At 36.0% G+C, this 15836-nt stretch carries 14 protein-coding genes; 6 read left to right on the top strand and 8 right to left on the bottom strand.

The features are described from left to right. Nucleotides 1-2661, bottom strand: coding sequence for a putative LPS assembly protein LptD (locus tag ACN9MR_RS10420; protein WP_426329627.1), 2661 nt, complete (start codon nucleotides 2659-2661; stop codon nucleotides 1-3). Between the two features lie 29 nt (nucleotides 2662-2690). Between ACN9MR_RS10420 and ACN9MR_RS10415 the strand changes: the two genes are divergently transcribed. From ACN9MR_RS10415 to ACN9MR_RS10405, 3 genes are all read left to right on the top strand, one after another. After that, a complete protein-coding gene (locus ACN9MR_RS10415; protein WP_426329626.1) occupies nucleotides 2691-3599 on the top strand; it encodes an N-acetylmuramoyl-L-alanine amidase family protein in 909 nt (302 codons plus the stop codon). Nucleotides 3600-3611: 12 nt separating this feature from the next. Then, complete coding sequence (locus ACN9MR_RS10410; RefSeq protein WP_426329625.1) at nucleotides 3612-4388, top strand: N-acetylmuramoyl-L-alanine amidase family protein; 777 nt, start codon at nucleotides 3612-3614, stop codon at nucleotides 4386-4388. Between the two features lie 168 nt (nucleotides 4389-4556). Then, nucleotides 4557-5510, top strand: coding sequence for an MlaD family protein (locus ACN9MR_RS10405; RefSeq protein ID WP_426329624.1), 954 nt, complete (start codon nucleotides 4557-4559; stop codon nucleotides 5508-5510). Between the two features lie 214 nt (nucleotides 5511-5724). On the opposite strand, the gene ACN9MR_RS10400 is transcribed toward ACN9MR_RS10405, so the two are convergent. From ACN9MR_RS10400 to ACN9MR_RS10385, 4 genes are all read right to left on the bottom strand, one after another. Further along, the gene (locus tag ACN9MR_RS10400; RefSeq protein WP_426330224.1) at nucleotides 5725-6630 is read right to left on the bottom strand and encodes a ribonuclease Z; all 906 of its coding nucleotides are present in this window, start codon (nucleotides 6628-6630) and stop codon (nucleotides 5725-5727) included. Nucleotides 6631-6699: 69 nt separating this feature from the next. Then, nucleotides 6700-7077 carry an STAS domain-containing protein gene (locus ACN9MR_RS10395; protein ID WP_426329623.1) on the bottom strand — a complete coding sequence of 126 codons (378 nt, stop codon included), beginning with the start codon at nucleotides 7075-7077 and terminating at the stop codon, nucleotides 6700-6702. Nucleotides 7078-7120: 43 nt separating this feature from the next. Beyond that, nucleotides 7121-8065, bottom strand: coding sequence for a phosphoribosylaminoimidazolesuccinocarboxamide synthase (locus ACN9MR_RS10390; RefSeq protein WP_426329622.1), 945 nt, complete (start codon nucleotides 8063-8065; stop codon nucleotides 7121-7123). Nucleotides 8066-8199: 134 nt separating this feature from the next. Continuing rightward, the gene (locus ACN9MR_RS10385; protein ID WP_426329621.1) at nucleotides 8200-9159 is read right to left on the bottom strand and encodes a PhoH family protein; all 960 of its coding nucleotides are present in this window, start codon (nucleotides 9157-9159) and stop codon (nucleotides 8200-8202) included. A gap of 104 nt (nucleotides 9160-9263) precedes the next feature. On the opposite strand from ACN9MR_RS10385, the gene ACN9MR_RS10380 reads away from it, so the two are divergent. The 3 genes from ACN9MR_RS10380 to ACN9MR_RS10370 all read left to right on the top strand — a co-directional run bounded on the left by ACN9MR_RS10380 (nucleotide 9264) and on the right by ACN9MR_RS10370 (nucleotide 10948). Beyond that, on the top strand, nucleotides 9264-10043 hold the full coding sequence (locus ACN9MR_RS10380; protein ID WP_057934213.1) for an SAM hydrolase/SAM-dependent halogenase family protein: 780 nt from the start codon (nucleotides 9264-9266) through the stop codon (nucleotides 10041-10043). Between the two features lie 181 nt (nucleotides 10044-10224). After that, complete coding sequence (locus ACN9MR_RS10375) at nucleotides 10225-10749, top strand: hypothetical protein (protein WP_426329620.1); 525 nt, start codon at nucleotides 10225-10227, stop codon at nucleotides 10747-10749. A gap of 52 nt (nucleotides 10750-10801) precedes the next feature. After that, entirely contained in the window at nucleotides 10802-10948 is a 147-nt protein-coding gene (locus tag ACN9MR_RS10370; protein ID WP_426329619.1) for a hypothetical protein, read from the top strand. A 108-nt stretch (nucleotides 10949-11056) separates the two neighbouring features. Here the strand turns inward: ACN9MR_RS10370 and ACN9MR_RS10365 are convergent, their stop codons facing one another. From ACN9MR_RS10365 to ACN9MR_RS10355, 3 genes are all read right to left on the bottom strand, one after another. Further along, nucleotides 11057-12007: a D-2-hydroxyacid dehydrogenase gene (locus ACN9MR_RS10365; RefSeq protein ID WP_426329618.1), complete on the bottom strand. Its 951-nt coding sequence runs from the start codon at nucleotides 12005-12007 to the stop codon at nucleotides 11057-11059. A 77-nt stretch (nucleotides 12008-12084) separates the two neighbouring features. After that, complete coding sequence (serC, locus tag ACN9MR_RS10360) at nucleotides 12085-13158, bottom strand: 3-phosphoserine/phosphohydroxythreonine transaminase (RefSeq protein ID WP_426329617.1); 1074 nt, start codon at nucleotides 13156-13158, stop codon at nucleotides 12085-12087. Between the two features lie 211 nt (nucleotides 13159-13369). Continuing rightward, complete coding sequence (locus ACN9MR_RS10355; protein WP_426329616.1) at nucleotides 13370-15796, bottom strand: TonB-dependent receptor; 2427 nt, start codon at nucleotides 15794-15796, stop codon at nucleotides 13370-13372. Between the last annotated feature and the right edge of the window lie 40 nt (nucleotides 15797-15836).

Genomic DNA, 15836 nt, shown 5'->3' with positions numbered 1-15836 from the left:
TTATTGGTATGTGCTGTAAAAACCTTGTCTTTTGCTCAATTTCAAATCCTGCAATATCGATGCCTTAACTTTTATGGTAACAGAATAACTTTTGTAAGCACCGTATGGAACCCAGTTTACACTCATATCCCAGCAATGTAAATCGCGGTAAATCGCTAAATTCATTGGGGTTAAGCCATTGTTCTTAAAATCGTAACCTGAGTTAAAAGTAACTTTCCATTTTGGCGTTAAGTTAACATCGCCATTAAAGTTTAGTGTATTCGAAATTGTACTGTTGTTTCCGTCATTTGAATATTGGAAACTATAAGAGAACGAGAAATTCCATGGAATATTAAAATCAACGAAGGCATTTGGATCACGACTTATAGCTGCTAATTGTTCTGATTGTATATCAGTCAATCCTTTTTTATTGGCTGCTTCACCTAATTTATCATTAGCCTCGTTTTTACGTTTTAATGCTTCTGGATTTAAACTATAATCGAATGAGAAGCCAAAATTGGTTAAACGTGGCAGGAATTTGTTCTTTTGAAAAAATAAACGATCCTCTCTTATTTTAATGGTTTGACCGTTAACCGTTGTGTCTTTTAAAGCATACGGATCTAATGTTCCATTATAATTTATCCCCAATTTATCGGTAAACTGCGACCGGCCACTAAAACCAATGGTTGATAATTTATAAGAAGGAGCCAGGAAATTATATGAACCACTAAAACTCAAACCTTGAATAATCGGGATCTTTTTTGATCCTGTTCCGGTCGTATCGTTTTTATTCCTCACCTTCAGTTCTACGGTATTATCCAATCCAAAACCAATGGATGCATTAGGGCCGCCAAAAGAGCCTGGCTGTGCCATACCATCAAAAATGGAATATTTTAAAGGCTGTCCACTGGTATAGATTTGATTACCATTTTGGTCTATTGCAGGTCTAAAAGGCCCCGCCCCTGCTTTAGTAAAATCAGGAGAATAAGAGAAGGAAACATTTGGAGTCATTACATGTCTCAACGCCTGAATTTTGCCAGCTGGATTAAAATCTCTTCTGCCATAAATTTTGGTCGACATACTGGTTGATAGGCTATAACTGCCTGCTCTTTTAAAACCACTGATGGTATCTTCTCTAAAAGTATAGGTATTATCGGCAAACTGCGTATATCTTCTATTTACACTCTGGAAATTCCAAACCTCATTATAGGTGCCGCCCAAACTAAAGTTTAAATATTTTAAGGCAGTAAAAGACATATTTATAGGAATACTATGCGAAAATCCACTTCTTAATCGCTTTAAACCATCATTTTGAAACAACAAGCTATCAAAAGTGTCTATTCTGTTGGTTCCTTGTAAGCTATAGCCAACCGTTATTTTTTCATACCATTTTTGTTCACCAACAGCATCTTTAGGACGGAATGGGTTAAATGTGGGTACGTTGAATGTCATTTCGGGCAATCTTAACGATATTGCTCTTGTACTTAAAGTCTGATCACTTGATGCGGCCAAAGAGAAGTTCATCCCGTTCGAATAGGCCTTCGCATAACTGATACTACTACTTGTTGAGTTGGTTGCGATGGTGTTAATGTCGTAAGTGGTACCTGCTGCAGTATTTTTATAGTATCCTCTTTTTCCTGTCGATACTAATCTTACGCTGGCACTAAATGTGGTACCTGGATTGGCATTCGCATTTTGACTATGGCTCCAATTAATGCTAAAGTTTTTAGTGGGGTTCCTAAAAGCCTCAGTACCTTCTAAACCATCTTTAAAACTAGAGTAAGCTAAATTAATGTTACCATTATATTTATATCTTTTAGTGTAATTACTCAGCAAACTTGTTTCATAAGAACCATTGGTATATATGGAACCTAAAAGCTTAGCATCCCAATAATCGTTCAATCCTAGGTAATAACCACCATTTTGCAAGAAAAAACCCCTGGTTGCATCTTCGCCTGGTGTAGGAAGAATTACACCCGATGTTCGTTTGTTAGGTTTTGGGAAAAAAGCAAAAGGTAGTCCCAGAAAAGTGGGAATATCTTCGATAATCATGTAAACCGGCCCGGTAATAATCTGTTTCTCTGTTACCACCCCTTTAGAAATCATTAATCCAAAATGCGGGTGCGGAAGATTACAGGTACTGTACATTACATTTTTAATGTGCAATTCATCATCTATTTGCTTTTTACTCTGCCCACCAGAGAAGAAACCTCCTTCTTGTTCAGAAAAAACACCATATACTTTAGCCCGGGTTGTTTCTGAATTGTAAAAAATAGAATCGGCTATGGCTGTTCCATCAGCACCCGATTTAAAGATTGGTTTTCCGGTATATCTACCAGTTTTCGGATCTTTAATGCCACGTGCAAATATGGAATTTTGCTTTTTATCGTATTTGATATAAGCCGCATCTAGCTCAAAATCACCGTATACAACCCTTGCATTTCCGTATAAATAGACAATGCTTTTATCGGCGCTCATTTTTACCGAATCCTCCGCTTTGTATTCTACTTTCTGGTCGATACTGCTATTATTTTTACCTGTCTTTTTAGTCGTATCCTTTTTGGTTGTGTCTTGCTGAATGATTTGTTGCAATGAAAAATGAGAAAATGCGTTAGCTTTACCAACAACAAGTGTTAATAAAATGACAGATATTAGTAAAATAGAGCTCTTAAGAAGTTTCAAATTCGTATTTGAATGTTATTTTTGCACAAATGTTTAATCAAAAACGTTCAAAATTAGTGAAAAATATACCATTGATGTATCTTAAATCCATTTTAACAATTATTATTTATTTAGTGTTATCAAATTCTATTGATAATCAGGTCTTTGCGCAAGAATATAAAATTAAAACAATTGTGATCGATGCCGGTCACGGCGGTAAAGATGGTGCAACCCACGGTGTATATTCTAAAGAAAAAGATGTGGCGCTTAAAACTGCATTGAACCTTGGCCGGGCGCTTCAAGATAGTTTAAAAGATATCAAAGTTATTTATACCAGAGAGTCGGATGTATTTATTCCTTTATACGAGCGTATCAATATTGCAAATAATGCAAAGGCTGATTTATTTATTTCTATCCACTTAAATGATATGCCAGTTAGGGTGTCGAGAGTGGTAGATTATTATAAAAAAGTAAGGGGAAGAAAAGTACCTGTTTATAGAACCATTACTTCTAAAAGCACTTCAACGAGGGGAACAGAAACCTTTGTCTCAGGAACTCGCCGTTTAGGTGAACAGGATGAGGTGATCAAACGAGAAAATGCATCAATGTTTCTGGAAGAGAACTATCAGAAAAACTATGAAGGATTTATTGCGAACACGCCCGAAAGTGACATTATGTTATCGTTAATGAAACAAACCAATAGAGATAGGAGTTTAAAGTTTGCTTCAATGCTTCAACAAGAATATGTTAATGCGGGCCGTATCAACAGAGGTGTGCAAGAAAAGAGTCTTGCGGTATTAGCCCGTGCAGCTATGCCTGCAGTGTTAACCGAAATTGGTTTTGTGAGTAATCCAGATGAAGAAGATTACATGAATTCTCCTGAAGGACAAAATGAAATTGTAAGTGGAATTATTAAAGCAATTAAAAATTATAAACGTATAGCTGAAACATCATTTTAATATCCCTTCTGCATGAAGATTAAACTTCTGATTACAATTCTTTTATTTTCGTTATTAGTTGCTGAAAAAGCACCTGCACAGGGTTATAAGATCAAAACAATTGTTATTGATCCTGGTCATGGCGGCAGAAAACCAGGTGCTTCTGGTAGTTTTTCGAAAGAAAAAGACATTTCGTTAAAGGTTGCATTAAAATTAGGCGCATTATTAAAGGAGGAAATGCCAGATGTTAAAGTAATTTTCACACGTAAAACAGATATAGATGTTGATTTGTACAGGCGGGCGGAAATAGCGAACGAAGCTAATGCAGATCTTTTTATATCTGTACACTGTAATTCAATGCCTCCAGGCAACAAGCATATCAAAGGAGTAGAAACTTTGGTTGCGGGATCGCACAGGCTAAAAGAACAAGATGCTGCCATACGTGAGAACGCCGATATTAAATTGGAAAAGAACTACAAAAGCAAGTACGATGGATATGATCCAAGTAACCCGAGTAGTTTTATTCTTTTATCACTTTTAAAAAATGCCTTTCGGGACAAAAGCATTAATTTTGCCAAATTAATACAGAACAGTTACATCAAGCGGGATGGGCGGTTAAGCCGTGGTGTTAAAGAGCAAGGTGTTTTGGTGTTGCAGCGTTGTGGTATGCCAGCCGTTTTAACAGAAGTAGGTTTTATCTCGAATAAAGAAGAAGAAAAATATATTAATTCACAAAATGGACAAAACGAAATCGCCAATTCTATTTTGGAAGCAATAAAAACATATAAAAAAAATATTGAGGTTAAATAAGTGGCATTATAAATGATAGTTATTTTAACTTTGGAAAAAATATAAAACAGATACCAAACAAATGGTGCAGCCTTTGTGTATTTATAGGGTTTAGCACAAGAATTAATTACGCTCTAACAAGTGAAGAAAAGATACCTTCAGCGCTTGTAGCCATTAAATAAAACACTCATGAAGATTAAGAACGAAACCAAAGTAGGTATTTTAGCTGCATTTGCCATTGCTTTATTGATAATTGGATATAATTTTTTAAAAGGAAATTCGATTTTCTCAAATGAAACTACATTATATGCAAAATATACCAGGGTTGATGGTTTAAGTGTGTCAAAACCTATCCTGATTAATGGTTATCAGATTGGCCGGGTGGCTAAATTGGAGCTTCAGCCAGACGGTAGTATTATTGCTACCTTAAGTGTAAACAGTAAATATGAAATCCCCGAAAATAGTATTGCCCGCTTAGAAGGTACAGATCTTTTAGGCAGCAAAGCCATTGTAATGTCGTTAGGTAATTCAAAAAAGATGGCTGAAGATGGTTATACCTTAAATGCCAATGTGGAAAAAGGCTTAATGGAGCAGGTGCAGCCGGTTCAAAAGAAAGCGGAATTGATTATCAGTAAAATGGATTCTATTTTGAGTAGTGTGAATTCTATTCTGAATCCTAACTTCCAGAAAAACGTCGATAAAAGCTTTAACAGTATAGCGGGTACATTGGCTTCGTTGGAAACTACTTCTAAAAAAGTTGATGGTTTAGTAGGTTCAGAAAGCGCACGTATTGCAGCAATTTTCAAAAACGTTGAAGGCATTACGGCCAACTTAAATAACAATAATCAAAAAATCAGCGATATCTTAACCAACATTAATACGGTTACCGATAAGTTTGCTGCTGCTAACTTTAAACAAACGCTAGATAATGCAAACAATGCTATTGCTGATTTACAAAGTGTAATTTCTGGAATTAAAGATGGAAAAGGTAGTTTAGGACTATTGTTAAACGATGATAAAATGTATCAGAATTTAAATAATGCTTCAAAAAATCTTGATGAATTAATGATCGATTTGAAAGCTAATCCTAAACGTTATGTACACTTCTCCGTATTTGGGGGCGGAAACAAAAAAGACAAGTAATTAATTTTTATAAAATCGAAAGCCTTACAGTTTTAAATTGTAAGGCTTTTTTGTTTTAGCATTCATCATGCTGAATTTATTTCAGCATCTAAACCCTGAAATAAATTACCTTCGGTGAGCTCGCTAAGGCTCGGTTCAGGGTAACCTCAATGCTATATTTATTTATTGCTTAATCCCTATTAAACATAAATGATATTGATAGAATTGACTCGAGTTAAAGATGAAAAGTTCTCCCCTCTACAGCCAGCTCTGTATTTTCAAAAACAGATTGCGCTTCTTCTAAAAGCATTTGTAAGGTTTTATATCGCGAAGAAAAATGGCCGATGAGCAATTTCTTTACCCCATTAATTTTCGCTACCTCTCCTGCCTGTAAAGCGGTTGTATGATGTGTTTCTTTAGCCCTATCCAACAAATCGTGCATAAAGGTAGCTTCATGGTATAAGGTATCGCAATCTTTTATGGTAGCAAAGTAACTTTCATCAAATAAGGTATCAGAGCAATATGCGTAACATCTTGGTGCATCAGCCTCAGTGGTATAATCTTCACTGCGTAAAATATCGCCATTTGGCAGTTCTACATCAATTCCCTTTTTTAAGGCCGTATAATAAGCCATAGGCACTTCATCAGTCTTCTCTTTTATCAGCTTGCGTTGGCGTTTCTTTTGTTGAAAGATAAAGCCTGTTGTGGGGATACGGTGATTTAAAATAATAGTTTTAACTGTTAAATCACTATTCTCGAAGATCTGTCTAGACTCATCGGCTTCGATTGGGAAAAACTCAATTGGATACCTTAATACTGTATCAGAATATTTGAACTGAATCTCTAAAATTTCTAATAAAGGTTTGGGGCCAAATATCTGCATGGGTTTTATCCTGCCGTTTAAATGCAAACTGGAAAGCAAACCTATTAAACCGAAATAATGATCGCCATGTAAGTGGCTGATAAAAATATAATCGATGCGGGCAGCCTTAAGGTTGTATTTGGTCAGTTGTTGCTGTGTACCTTCGCCACAATCGATTAAATAATATTTTTCATTACAATTTAAAAGCTGTGCCGATGGGTTCCTGTTAAATACAGGAGTAGCAGAACTGCTTCCTAAAATTGTAACTTCAAATTTCATCATGATAAGATATAAAAAGCCTCGTAGATTTTTTGAAACTACGAGGCCGAAATGTTATTTAAATATTTGTTATTTAGCGCCTCTAAACTCTTTCTCCAATTCATCCATGAAGATAAAATCAGTTGCTTCGTCTATTGTATTAACAAACGTTACAGATTGAAATATGTTTGATAATTCGATAATCGATGCCAGCTCATCATTAATTCCGGTTACAATAAATAACCCACCTGCCGATTTGCAAAGCCGATCGCCAACCAATAAGCAGCTTAAATCCTGTGCATCGTTACACTCTGTAACATGACTTAAATCAACAATTATATTTTGAAATCCCTCTGCGTTTAGCAAATAGAACTCTGATTTCAAACCAGGAGCATTATCGTTTGTAAACTTAGGCTCTTCTAACTTTAAGGTTACATATTTATCGTGTTTATCTACTGAAAATTTCATCTCTCTAATCTTTATTTTACTAATGTATAAATTTCTTTCGAATTTAAAGTGTTTCTAAAGCCTTTAAAACATTGGTTTCAATGCGGCTAGAAATGGCATCAGCATCAGCTTTTATAAAGGTCTCTCCTACAATTTGTTCGTAAAGTTCGATGTAACGTTCTGAAATTGAATTTACAATTTCAGGTGTCATTTCTGGAACAACCTGACCATCTTTTCCCTGAAAACCATTTTCGATTAACCATTTTCTTACAAACTCTTTCGAAAGTTGCTTTTGTGGCTCACCTGTATTTTGGCGGTCCTGATATCCTTCTGCATAAAAATAGCGTGAAGAATCTGGTGTATGTATTTCGTCGATTAAATAGATTACGCCATCGGCTGAGCCAAACTCGTATTTCGTATCCACTAAAATCAATCCGCTTTTTGCAGCAATCTCAGTTCCACGTTGGTATAGTGCATAAGTATATTCTTCTAACTTTTCGTAGTCTGTTATAGAAACAATACCTTTTGCTAAAATATCTTCTTTTGAAATGTCTTCATCATGCCCTACCGATGCTTTTGTAGTTGGGGTAATAATGGGTTGAGGTAGTTTATCGTTTTCTTTTAATCCATCAGGTAAAGAAACACCACATACCGAACGTTTTCCTGCGCTATATTCGCGCCATGCATGACCCGCTAAGTAACCTCTAATTACCATTTCTACTTTAAATGGCTCACAAATACGGCCAATCGTAACCATTGGATCTGGCACATCCAAAACCCAGTTAGGAACGATATCCTCAGTAGCTGCTAAAAATTTAGCTGCAATCTGGTTTAATACCTGTCCTTTAAATGGAATAGCTTCAGGTAATACTACATCAAAAGCAGAAATACGGTCTGATACCACCATAACCATAAATTGGTCAGCTATAGTGTATACATCGCGAACTTTACCTTTGTAAAAATTACTTTGATTTGGGAAATTGAAATGAGTTTCTTTTAGTGCTTTCATGAGGGGATAAAAATAGGAAAAAAGTCCGAAAGTCCGAAGACCGGAGTCGGATGATAAAGTGTAAAAAACAAAAGTCCGAAGTAGCTCTATTGTAAGAGCTAAACTTCGGACTTTTCTGGCTTCTGACCTCCTACTTACTGAATATCGCCGTAAGCTTTCAGGATATCTTTCACCAATTTATGTCTTACCACATCTTCGCCACTTAAGTAAATAATATCGATACCTTTGATATCTTCTAAAATCCTTAAGCCATTAAATAAGCCCGACATCTGTTTTTTAGGTAAATCGATCTGTGTAACGTCGCCGGTAACAATAAATTTAGCTGTTGGTCCCATACGGGTTAAAAACATTTTTAACTGCATATCGGTGGCGTTTTGCGCCTCATCTAAAATCACGAAACAGTTGTCTAAGGTACGTCCGCGCATAAATGCCAAAGGCGCAATTTCTATCGTACGGTTTTCGATGTAGAATTTCAATTTCTCTGCCGGGATCATATCGTCCAATGCATCGTATAGCGGGCGTAAATACGGATCTATTTTTTCTTTTAAATCCCCAGGTAAGAAACCCAGGTTCTCCCCTGCCTCAACCGCCGGACGGGTTAAAATAATCCTTTTAATTTCTTTATTCTTTAATGCCCTAACTGCCAGTGCTACTGCGGTATATGTTTTTCCTGTTCCTGCAGGGCCAATGGCAAAGAGGATATCATTTTTAGCAATACTGCTCACCATTTTGCGTTGATTTGCAGTTCTTGCCTTTACCAAGAGGCCATTTGTGCCAAACACAATCACCTCACCACCGCCACCAGTTGGTTGTTCTGCATCTTTTTTTACTACGCCGGCTGCTTTTGCACCCAGTATAGATTCTACGTCGTTATTAGTAAGTGAGCTATATTTCTCGAGGTGTGCTATAAGCTGGTTAAACTTATCTTCGAAAGTCTTAAGTTCCTGTTCATCACCGAGAACCTTAACATCACTACCTCTCGCTACCAGTTTCAACTTCGCAAAAGCACCTTTAATCATTTCGTAATTCTCGTTATTCGGCCCCCAAAAGTGAGCAGGATTTACGGTATCCAGAGTTAATTTTAATTCGTTCAAACTGTAGTATTTTAAAAAGTTATCGGGGTATATTAATTAAAATTTGAATATTTGCAGACGCTTAGTGCCTGTACACAAGAATAAGCAATAATAATGAATTTTTAATGGGGATAATTACTTTAACAACAGATTTAGGTTCAAAAGATTTTTACCAGAGTGCTCTTAAAGGTAGCCTGTTGAGTCTTATGCCTAATGTTAATTTAGTTGATATTACCCACGAGGTTCCATCATTCAATATTTCGTACGCAGCCTTTGTGCTAAAAAACGCTTATCCTTACTTTCCGAAGAACACGGTACACTTAATCGGTATTGATTCTGTATACAGTGAAAATACCAAATATATTGCTGTAAAGCACCGCGATCACTTTTTTGTAGGCGCTGATAATGGTATTTTTTCCCTTCTTTTTGACGATATTCCGGAAGATGTGGTAGAGCTGAACATTATGCAGGACTTGAAATATCTACACTTCCCTTTGGTTGATATTTTTGTTAAAGCAGCAACGCATTTGGCCAAGGGTGGCAAACTGAAAGACATCGGTTTACCTGTAGCAGAGATTGAGCAAAAGATGCTTTTACATCCTGTGATTGAGCGGGATGTGATCCGTGGTAGTGTGGTGTATATCGATACTTTTTGTAATGTAATTACCAACATTACTAAAGATCTTTTTACCAAAATACAAAAGAACAGAGACTTTACTTTATACTTTAGAAAAAGCGAAACCATTACGCAGTTGAGCTGGCATTACAATGAAGTACAGGAAGGTGAAAAACTTTGCCTGTTCGGGATTAGTAACCACTTGGAGATTGCAATTAATAAAGGTAAAGCAAGTGGTTTATTAGGTTTGCATTTAGGTGATATTGTACGGGTGGAGTTTCATCCTTAAGAAAGTTCAGTAGTTCATTGGCTCAATGGTTCATTTGGAATAGTGCGTAAACAAACTAAAGCTATCTTCGTGTGTTCTCAATGGCAAAAGCAGAATAGTCACTTTGCAAACCAGTGAACTAATAACTAATGAGCCAATAAACTGGTCCAAACAACTTCCACCCTTTTCGCGTTTATACCGCATGAAGAAATATTTTTATCTGCTTACTATTTTATTGCTGAACCTGCATGCCTTTGCACAGCAAGATACTGCTGCCTATGCTGCACAGCGTGCTAAAGTAAATTCATTACTTGTAGAAAGAAGTAACAAGTTTGGTCAGTATGATGAAAGTTTAAATCAACGAACTGGAATATTCGGATGGCAAACCAAACGTGATATTAAAAATTCCAATGAAATTCTTCGTCAGGTAGTTTTAACCGACAACAATATTTTCAAAGAGCTGAAAGTATTGATGGATTATAAAGATTTGCAGAATCAGCAGAAAGTAGCTGTGGCTGATAATTCTCAGGAGCGCATGGAACGTTATATGCAAACCATTAAAAAACTGCAGGATCAGAATGCACAGCTGAAAGAAGATTTAGAGAAAAAGAATAATGGAGGTTTATCAACCTACATCATCGCCTTTTTAATTTTAGTAATGGCAGGTGGATTTTATTTTTTTAGTAAAAAAATCCAGGTGTATAAAGCCGCTAAAATCAGCTCTTAAAATTAAAATAGGATTTTAACAGCTTCGTAACCATTAAAAGCATAGACAAATTATGAAAAAAGGACTATTTAAAATCTTGGTGAAGATAAATAAGGTACTTTTACCAAGTTTGTATAAAAAAGATCCGAATAAACTTACTGCTTTTCAGAAAGCGGTTTTGGGTTACCGCTATTGGGTGCTGACGAATGCGTTAGATTAAAAAAGACCAATCTGAGATTGGTCTTTTTATAAAACTCGTCATGCTGAATTTATTTCAGCACCTGTTTTGAAAGACCCTGAAACAAGTTCAGGGTGACGGCACTAATTTTTATTTCTTAAAATGCTCGATAATCAACGTTGCTAATTCCGTACCGATACGTTCCTGGGCTTCGTTGGTTGATGCACCAATATGTGGTGTTAAAGAGATTTTTGGATGGGTTAAAATTTCTGCCAATGGTGTAGGCTCGTTATCGAAAACATCTAAACCAGCAAAAGAAACTTTACCAGAATTTAGTGCCTCAATTAAAGCTGGCTCATCAATTGTTCCACCACGAGAACAGTTTACAATACCTACTCCGTTTTTCATTTTAGCAAATTCTTCTGCACCTAAAATTGGTTTATCAGCAAATGGAGTATGTAAACTAAAGAAATCACTTCCTGCAATAACTTCATCTAAAGAAACCGTTTTAATTGGAATACTTACTGATTTTCCACCTTGGAATTCTAAAGTGATTTCAGATTCTGAAGGATATAAATCGTAAGCCAAAACATTCATACCTAAGCCTAAAGCCACTTTTGCAGTAGCACGACCGATACGTCCAAAACCGATAATACCAATGGTTTTACCACTTAATTCAGTTCCTTTAGCATAAGCTTTTTTCAAGTTATTGAATTGAGTAGAACCTTCTACAGGCATTTTACGGTTAGCATCCTGCAAGAACCTGATACCTGTAAATAAGTGAGAAAATACCAATTCAGCAACAGATAATGAAGACGCAGCTGGCGTATTTACCACATTAATGCCTTGGCTACGTGCATATTCTACATCGATATTATCCATGCCTACTCCACCTCTACCAATTAATTTGATGTTGGGTACAGCGTCAATTAATTCTTTTCTAACTTTTGTTGCACTACGTACAGTAATGGCATCATAGTTTTTTAATGCTTCAGCTAATTTATCCTGAGGAACGGTTTCAGTATCAACCTGGAAACCTGCTTTTTCTAATAATTCTTTTCCGATCGGATCAATCCCATCGTTTGCTAATATTTTAATCATCGTATGTATGATAGCACAGATTAAATTGATTACACTGATTGAATAATCACTATAATCATCTGTGGTTAAAATTTAAGTTAATTTGCTTTTGCTTGTTGTTCTTCAAATACCTGCATGGCATCTACCAAAGCATGTACGCTTGTAATTGGCAATGCATTATACATCGATGCACGGAAACCGCCAACACTTCTGTGTCCTTTAATACCCACAATACCTTGCTCTTCAGCATATTTCAAGAATGGTTTTTCCAATTCTGGGTTTTCCATTACGAAACAAACATTCATTCTAGAGCGGTCTTCAACTGCACAAGTTCCTTTAAATAATGGATTGCGGTCGATTTCTCTGTAAAGTGCTTCTGCTTTTTGTTTGTTTTCTTTTTCAATCTCAGCAACGCCACCTTTCGATTTTAACCAACGTAGGTTTAATAAAGCTACATAGATTGAGAAAACAGGAGGTGTATTATACATCGAATCGTTATCGATATGCGATTGATAGTTCAACATAGATGGAATTTTACGGTCGATTTTACCTAAAACTTCATTCTTAACAATAGCGATGGTTAAACCGGCAGGGCCTACATTTTTTTGAGCTCCGGCATAAATTAAATCGAATTTAGAAACATCTATTACACGGCTCATAATATCAGAAGACATATCGCAAACAACCGGAACGTTTGTTTTAGGTACTTCGAAAAGCTCAGTTCCGTAAATGGTATTGTTTGATGTATAGTGGAAATAAGCACTATCAGCTGGGATTTCAAAATCCTTTGGAATAAAAGTGTAGTTTGCATCTTTAGAAGAAGCAACGACATTTACATTTCCGATAAATTTAGCTTCTTTTAATGCTTTGGTTGCCCAAACACCAGTATCTAAATAACTTGCTGTTTGTCCATCGCCCAATAAGTTCATCGGAACCATTGCAAACTGTAAACTTGCACCACCTTGTAAAAATAAAACGGAATAACCCGACGGCACATTTAATAATTCCTTTACCAACTTATCAGCTTCAGCAACAACTGCCTCAAATTCGGTTGTTCTGTGCGAAATTTCTAAAATTGATAATCCATCGTTAAAATCTAAAACAGCCTGAGCTGCTTGTTTAAACACTTCTTGAGGTAAAATACAAGGGCCTGCGCCAAAATTATGCTTCATCTTATTATATAATGTTTTATGGGCGTAAATGTAAAATTTTTAAAGCAGTTATGCCCATAAAATCGTATTATAAAAAATTAAATTTTGTTAAAAATCTCGACAAAATTGAGCGTTTTGTTGCAGTTTTTGCAAAAGAATTCGTCAATCAGAAAGGCAAAAAGATAAATACTGATTTTTGTCAAACCTATCAGGTTTTTAAAACCTGGTAGGTTTAGGACTTATTCTTCAACTTCACAATCAACTTCAGGTTAAACTGCCTACCGGTTAAATAATTTGGAATGGCATATTGCACATTATCTACATCTTTTAGCCATAAGTATGAAACTGTATTGTCGATATTCAGCATATTAAAAACCTCAAAGAACAGAATAACCGAACTGAAATTTTTGTCCAAAAATTTAGGTTTGTGCAAAGCGGCGTCATCAAGGAAATCTTTAGAGAAACCGATATCTACCCGCTTATATGATGGAATAAAAAACTTATCTAAATACCGTGGTGTTTGCGATGGACCAATTGGTAAGCTTGAGCCGTAAAGCGCGTTTAAGTGTACTTTATAAGTTGGACTATTTAATAATCTATCCTGGAAAAATATAGAAAAATTTAAACGCTGATCAGTTGGTCTTTTTAGATAGCCAGGATAAACCGTAGTTCCATTCTGGATATAACTATCTCCGATAATATCTTCATTGGCGTGCATAACCGACATTCTGAAATAAGAAACCAGATCCTTAACAAACTCGCCGCCTATACTAAAATCGGCACCGTAAGCATAACCGCGCGAAACTTCATTCGCAAGATATTTAATTCTCAGGTTATCTATTTTATATGGTATCAATCGGTCAGAATATTTAAAATATGCCTCAGAAGTAAACTTCAATCGTGTTCCAAAAGCATCAAAAGCATATTCATAACCTAACGAAGTATTGTAAGAACTTTGCGCTTTTTGGTCGATATTTAGTATGCCAGAAAAATCACGGATAGTACGATATGAAGGTGGTTGTTTGTAAACGCCAGCAGAAAACCTTAAAATTTTATTGTTCGAATTGGGCCTGTAAGCAATTAACATCCTCGGACTGATTAACAACTGTTTGCTCAATGAACTGTATGTAGCACGTGCGCCCAATTGCAGTTCTGCTGAATTTGAAAGCGAATAACTATCCTGAATGTAAGCGCTGTAGTTTTTGATATCGATATTATTCTGCACGTTAATTACATTCTGCAAAGTGATGTTTTTCAAATTGTTTGGCAAAATGAAGCCAGCTGAATCGGTATAATTGTATTCATTCAACTGGTCGTCGTACTTAGATTGATCGAATTTTATTCCCCAGGAAAAAACATGGCTGTTAAAGTTCTGATCTACCTTAATCTCTGATGCAAAAACCTGCGTATTCAAGCTGTTTCTTCCGTAGTTATAATAGCTGCCAATCCCTCTGTTTTTCTTGATCACACCAAAATTTTCAGGAGAAAAAGTATTGTCTACTTCATCGAATGTATAACTTCCATTAATATCGAAACGCTCCCTTTCAATGGTGTTGAAATAGCTGTTGATAAACTTGATTACCAGGTTGGGCTTTGGAGAATAAGTAGCGGTTATGGCACTGCCTAAAGTTTGATAATCATCAATTTCTTGTCCCGTATAATCAACATTTAATCGTAGAGTCGTACTTAAAGTTCCAAACTGTGTTTCTCTATTGGTGGGTACCAATTTAAACTGACCGAGGTTAAAGTTCCCCAAAAAACTGATATTGAATTTTGATGAAAAATCATATTGATATAGCAATTGAGCGTCGGCAAAATTGGGGTTATAGCTCCCTTTTTCATCCTGTTTAATCAGTACACTCGAATTGTTTTTATAGCGTAAACCTGCCAATAGGAAGCTGTTTTTGAATATCTTTTTGTTTGTTAACGAGGTATTTAAAAGACTGGTACTAAAGATGGTTTGATTACTATCCGGCTTATCGTATTTAATATCTAAGATTGAAGAAAGTTTGTCACCATATTTCGCTTCAAAGCCACCTGCAGAGAATTTTGCTTTACTCACCAAGTCTGAATTGATAAAACTTAGTCCCTCCTGCTGTCCGTTGCGGATCAATACCGGTCGGTTAATTTCTACATCGTTGATGTAAATCAGGTTTTCATCGAAGTTACCCCCTCGAACGCTATACTGTGCACTTAATTCGTTATTTGTAGATACACCAGGCAGGGTTTTGAGCATGGTTTCAAAATTGCCGGAAACCAAAGGCATCGAAGATACATCGGCAATATTAATAGTTGTAGTGTTACTTAACTGGTTTTGTTTATTGGTGATGTTAACCTGTTCTAACTCATTGATATTGGCTATTAAATTTACCTGTTTGATGATCCGTGCGCCGGAGCGTTCACTAAATTTTACTGTTTGTGGTTGATAGCCCAAAAGCGAATATTTAATGCTAAACGTTTTCGATTTTGAATAAATGGTATATACACCAAATTCATCAGTAACTGTTGATTGCGCCTGGCCTAAAACGATTACGGTAACCTGTGATAAGGGTAATTTTTCATCACTATAAACTATTCCTGAAACCCTAACTAAAGGCTGGGCAACCGCAAAACTGCAACCAGCAATTAAAAGGAAAAGGATTAGCCGAAATTTGAGCATTTTTAGTATCAAGACAAAAGTATCAGGTATTAAGACTGTA

Origin of the sequence: Pedobacter sp. R-06, assembly GCF_049913135.1 — a bacterium.
In the GTDB taxonomy this organism is placed as follows: domain Bacteria; phylum Bacteroidota; class Bacteroidia; order Sphingobacteriales; family Sphingobacteriaceae; genus Pedobacter.
Note: the sequence above shows the minus strand (reverse complement) of the source record. Positions and strands in the feature narration are given on the sequence as shown.

Coding starts and splice junctions, on each gene's coding strand:
- ACN9MR_RS10390 (WP_426329622.1), bottom strand. CDS start 8,065: ATGAAAGCACTAAAAGAAACTCATTTCAATTTCCCAAATCAAAGTAAT.
- ACN9MR_RS10370 (WP_426329619.1), top strand. CDS start 10,802: ATGAAAAAAGGACTATTTAAAATCTTGGTGAAGATAAATAAGGTACTT.
- ACN9MR_RS10365 (WP_426329618.1), bottom strand. CDS start 12,007: ATGATTAAAATATTAGCAAACGATGGGATTGATCCGATCGGAAAAGAA.
- ACN9MR_RS10395 (WP_426329623.1), bottom strand. CDS start 7,077: ATGAAATTTTCAGTAGATAAACACGATAAATATGTAACCTTAAAGTTA.
- ACN9MR_RS10400 (WP_426330224.1), bottom strand. CDS start 6,630: ATGAAATTTGAAGTTACAATTTTAGGAAGCAGTTCTGCTACTCCTGTA.
- ACN9MR_RS10415 (WP_426329626.1), top strand. CDS start 2,691: ATGTTTAATCAAAAACGTTCAAAATTAGTGAAAAATATACCATTGATG.
- ACN9MR_RS10380 (WP_057934213.1), top strand. CDS start 9,264: ATGGGGATAATTACTTTAACAACAGATTTAGGTTCAAAAGATTTTTAC.
- ACN9MR_RS10405 (WP_426329624.1), top strand. CDS start 4,557: ATGAAGATTAAGAACGAAACCAAAGTAGGTATTTTAGCTGCATTTGCC.
- ACN9MR_RS10410 (WP_426329625.1), top strand. CDS start 3,612: ATGAAGATTAAACTTCTGATTACAATTCTTTTATTTTCGTTATTAGTT.
- ACN9MR_RS10355 (WP_426329616.1), bottom strand. CDS start 15,796: ATGCTCAAATTTCGGCTAATCCTTTTCCTTTTAATTGCTGGTTGCAGT.
- serC (WP_426329617.1), bottom strand. CDS start 13,158: ATGAAGCATAATTTTGGCGCAGGCCCTTGTATTTTACCTCAAGAAGTG.
- ACN9MR_RS10375 (WP_426329620.1), top strand. CDS start 10,225: ATGAAGAAATATTTTTATCTGCTTACTATTTTATTGCTGAACCTGCAT.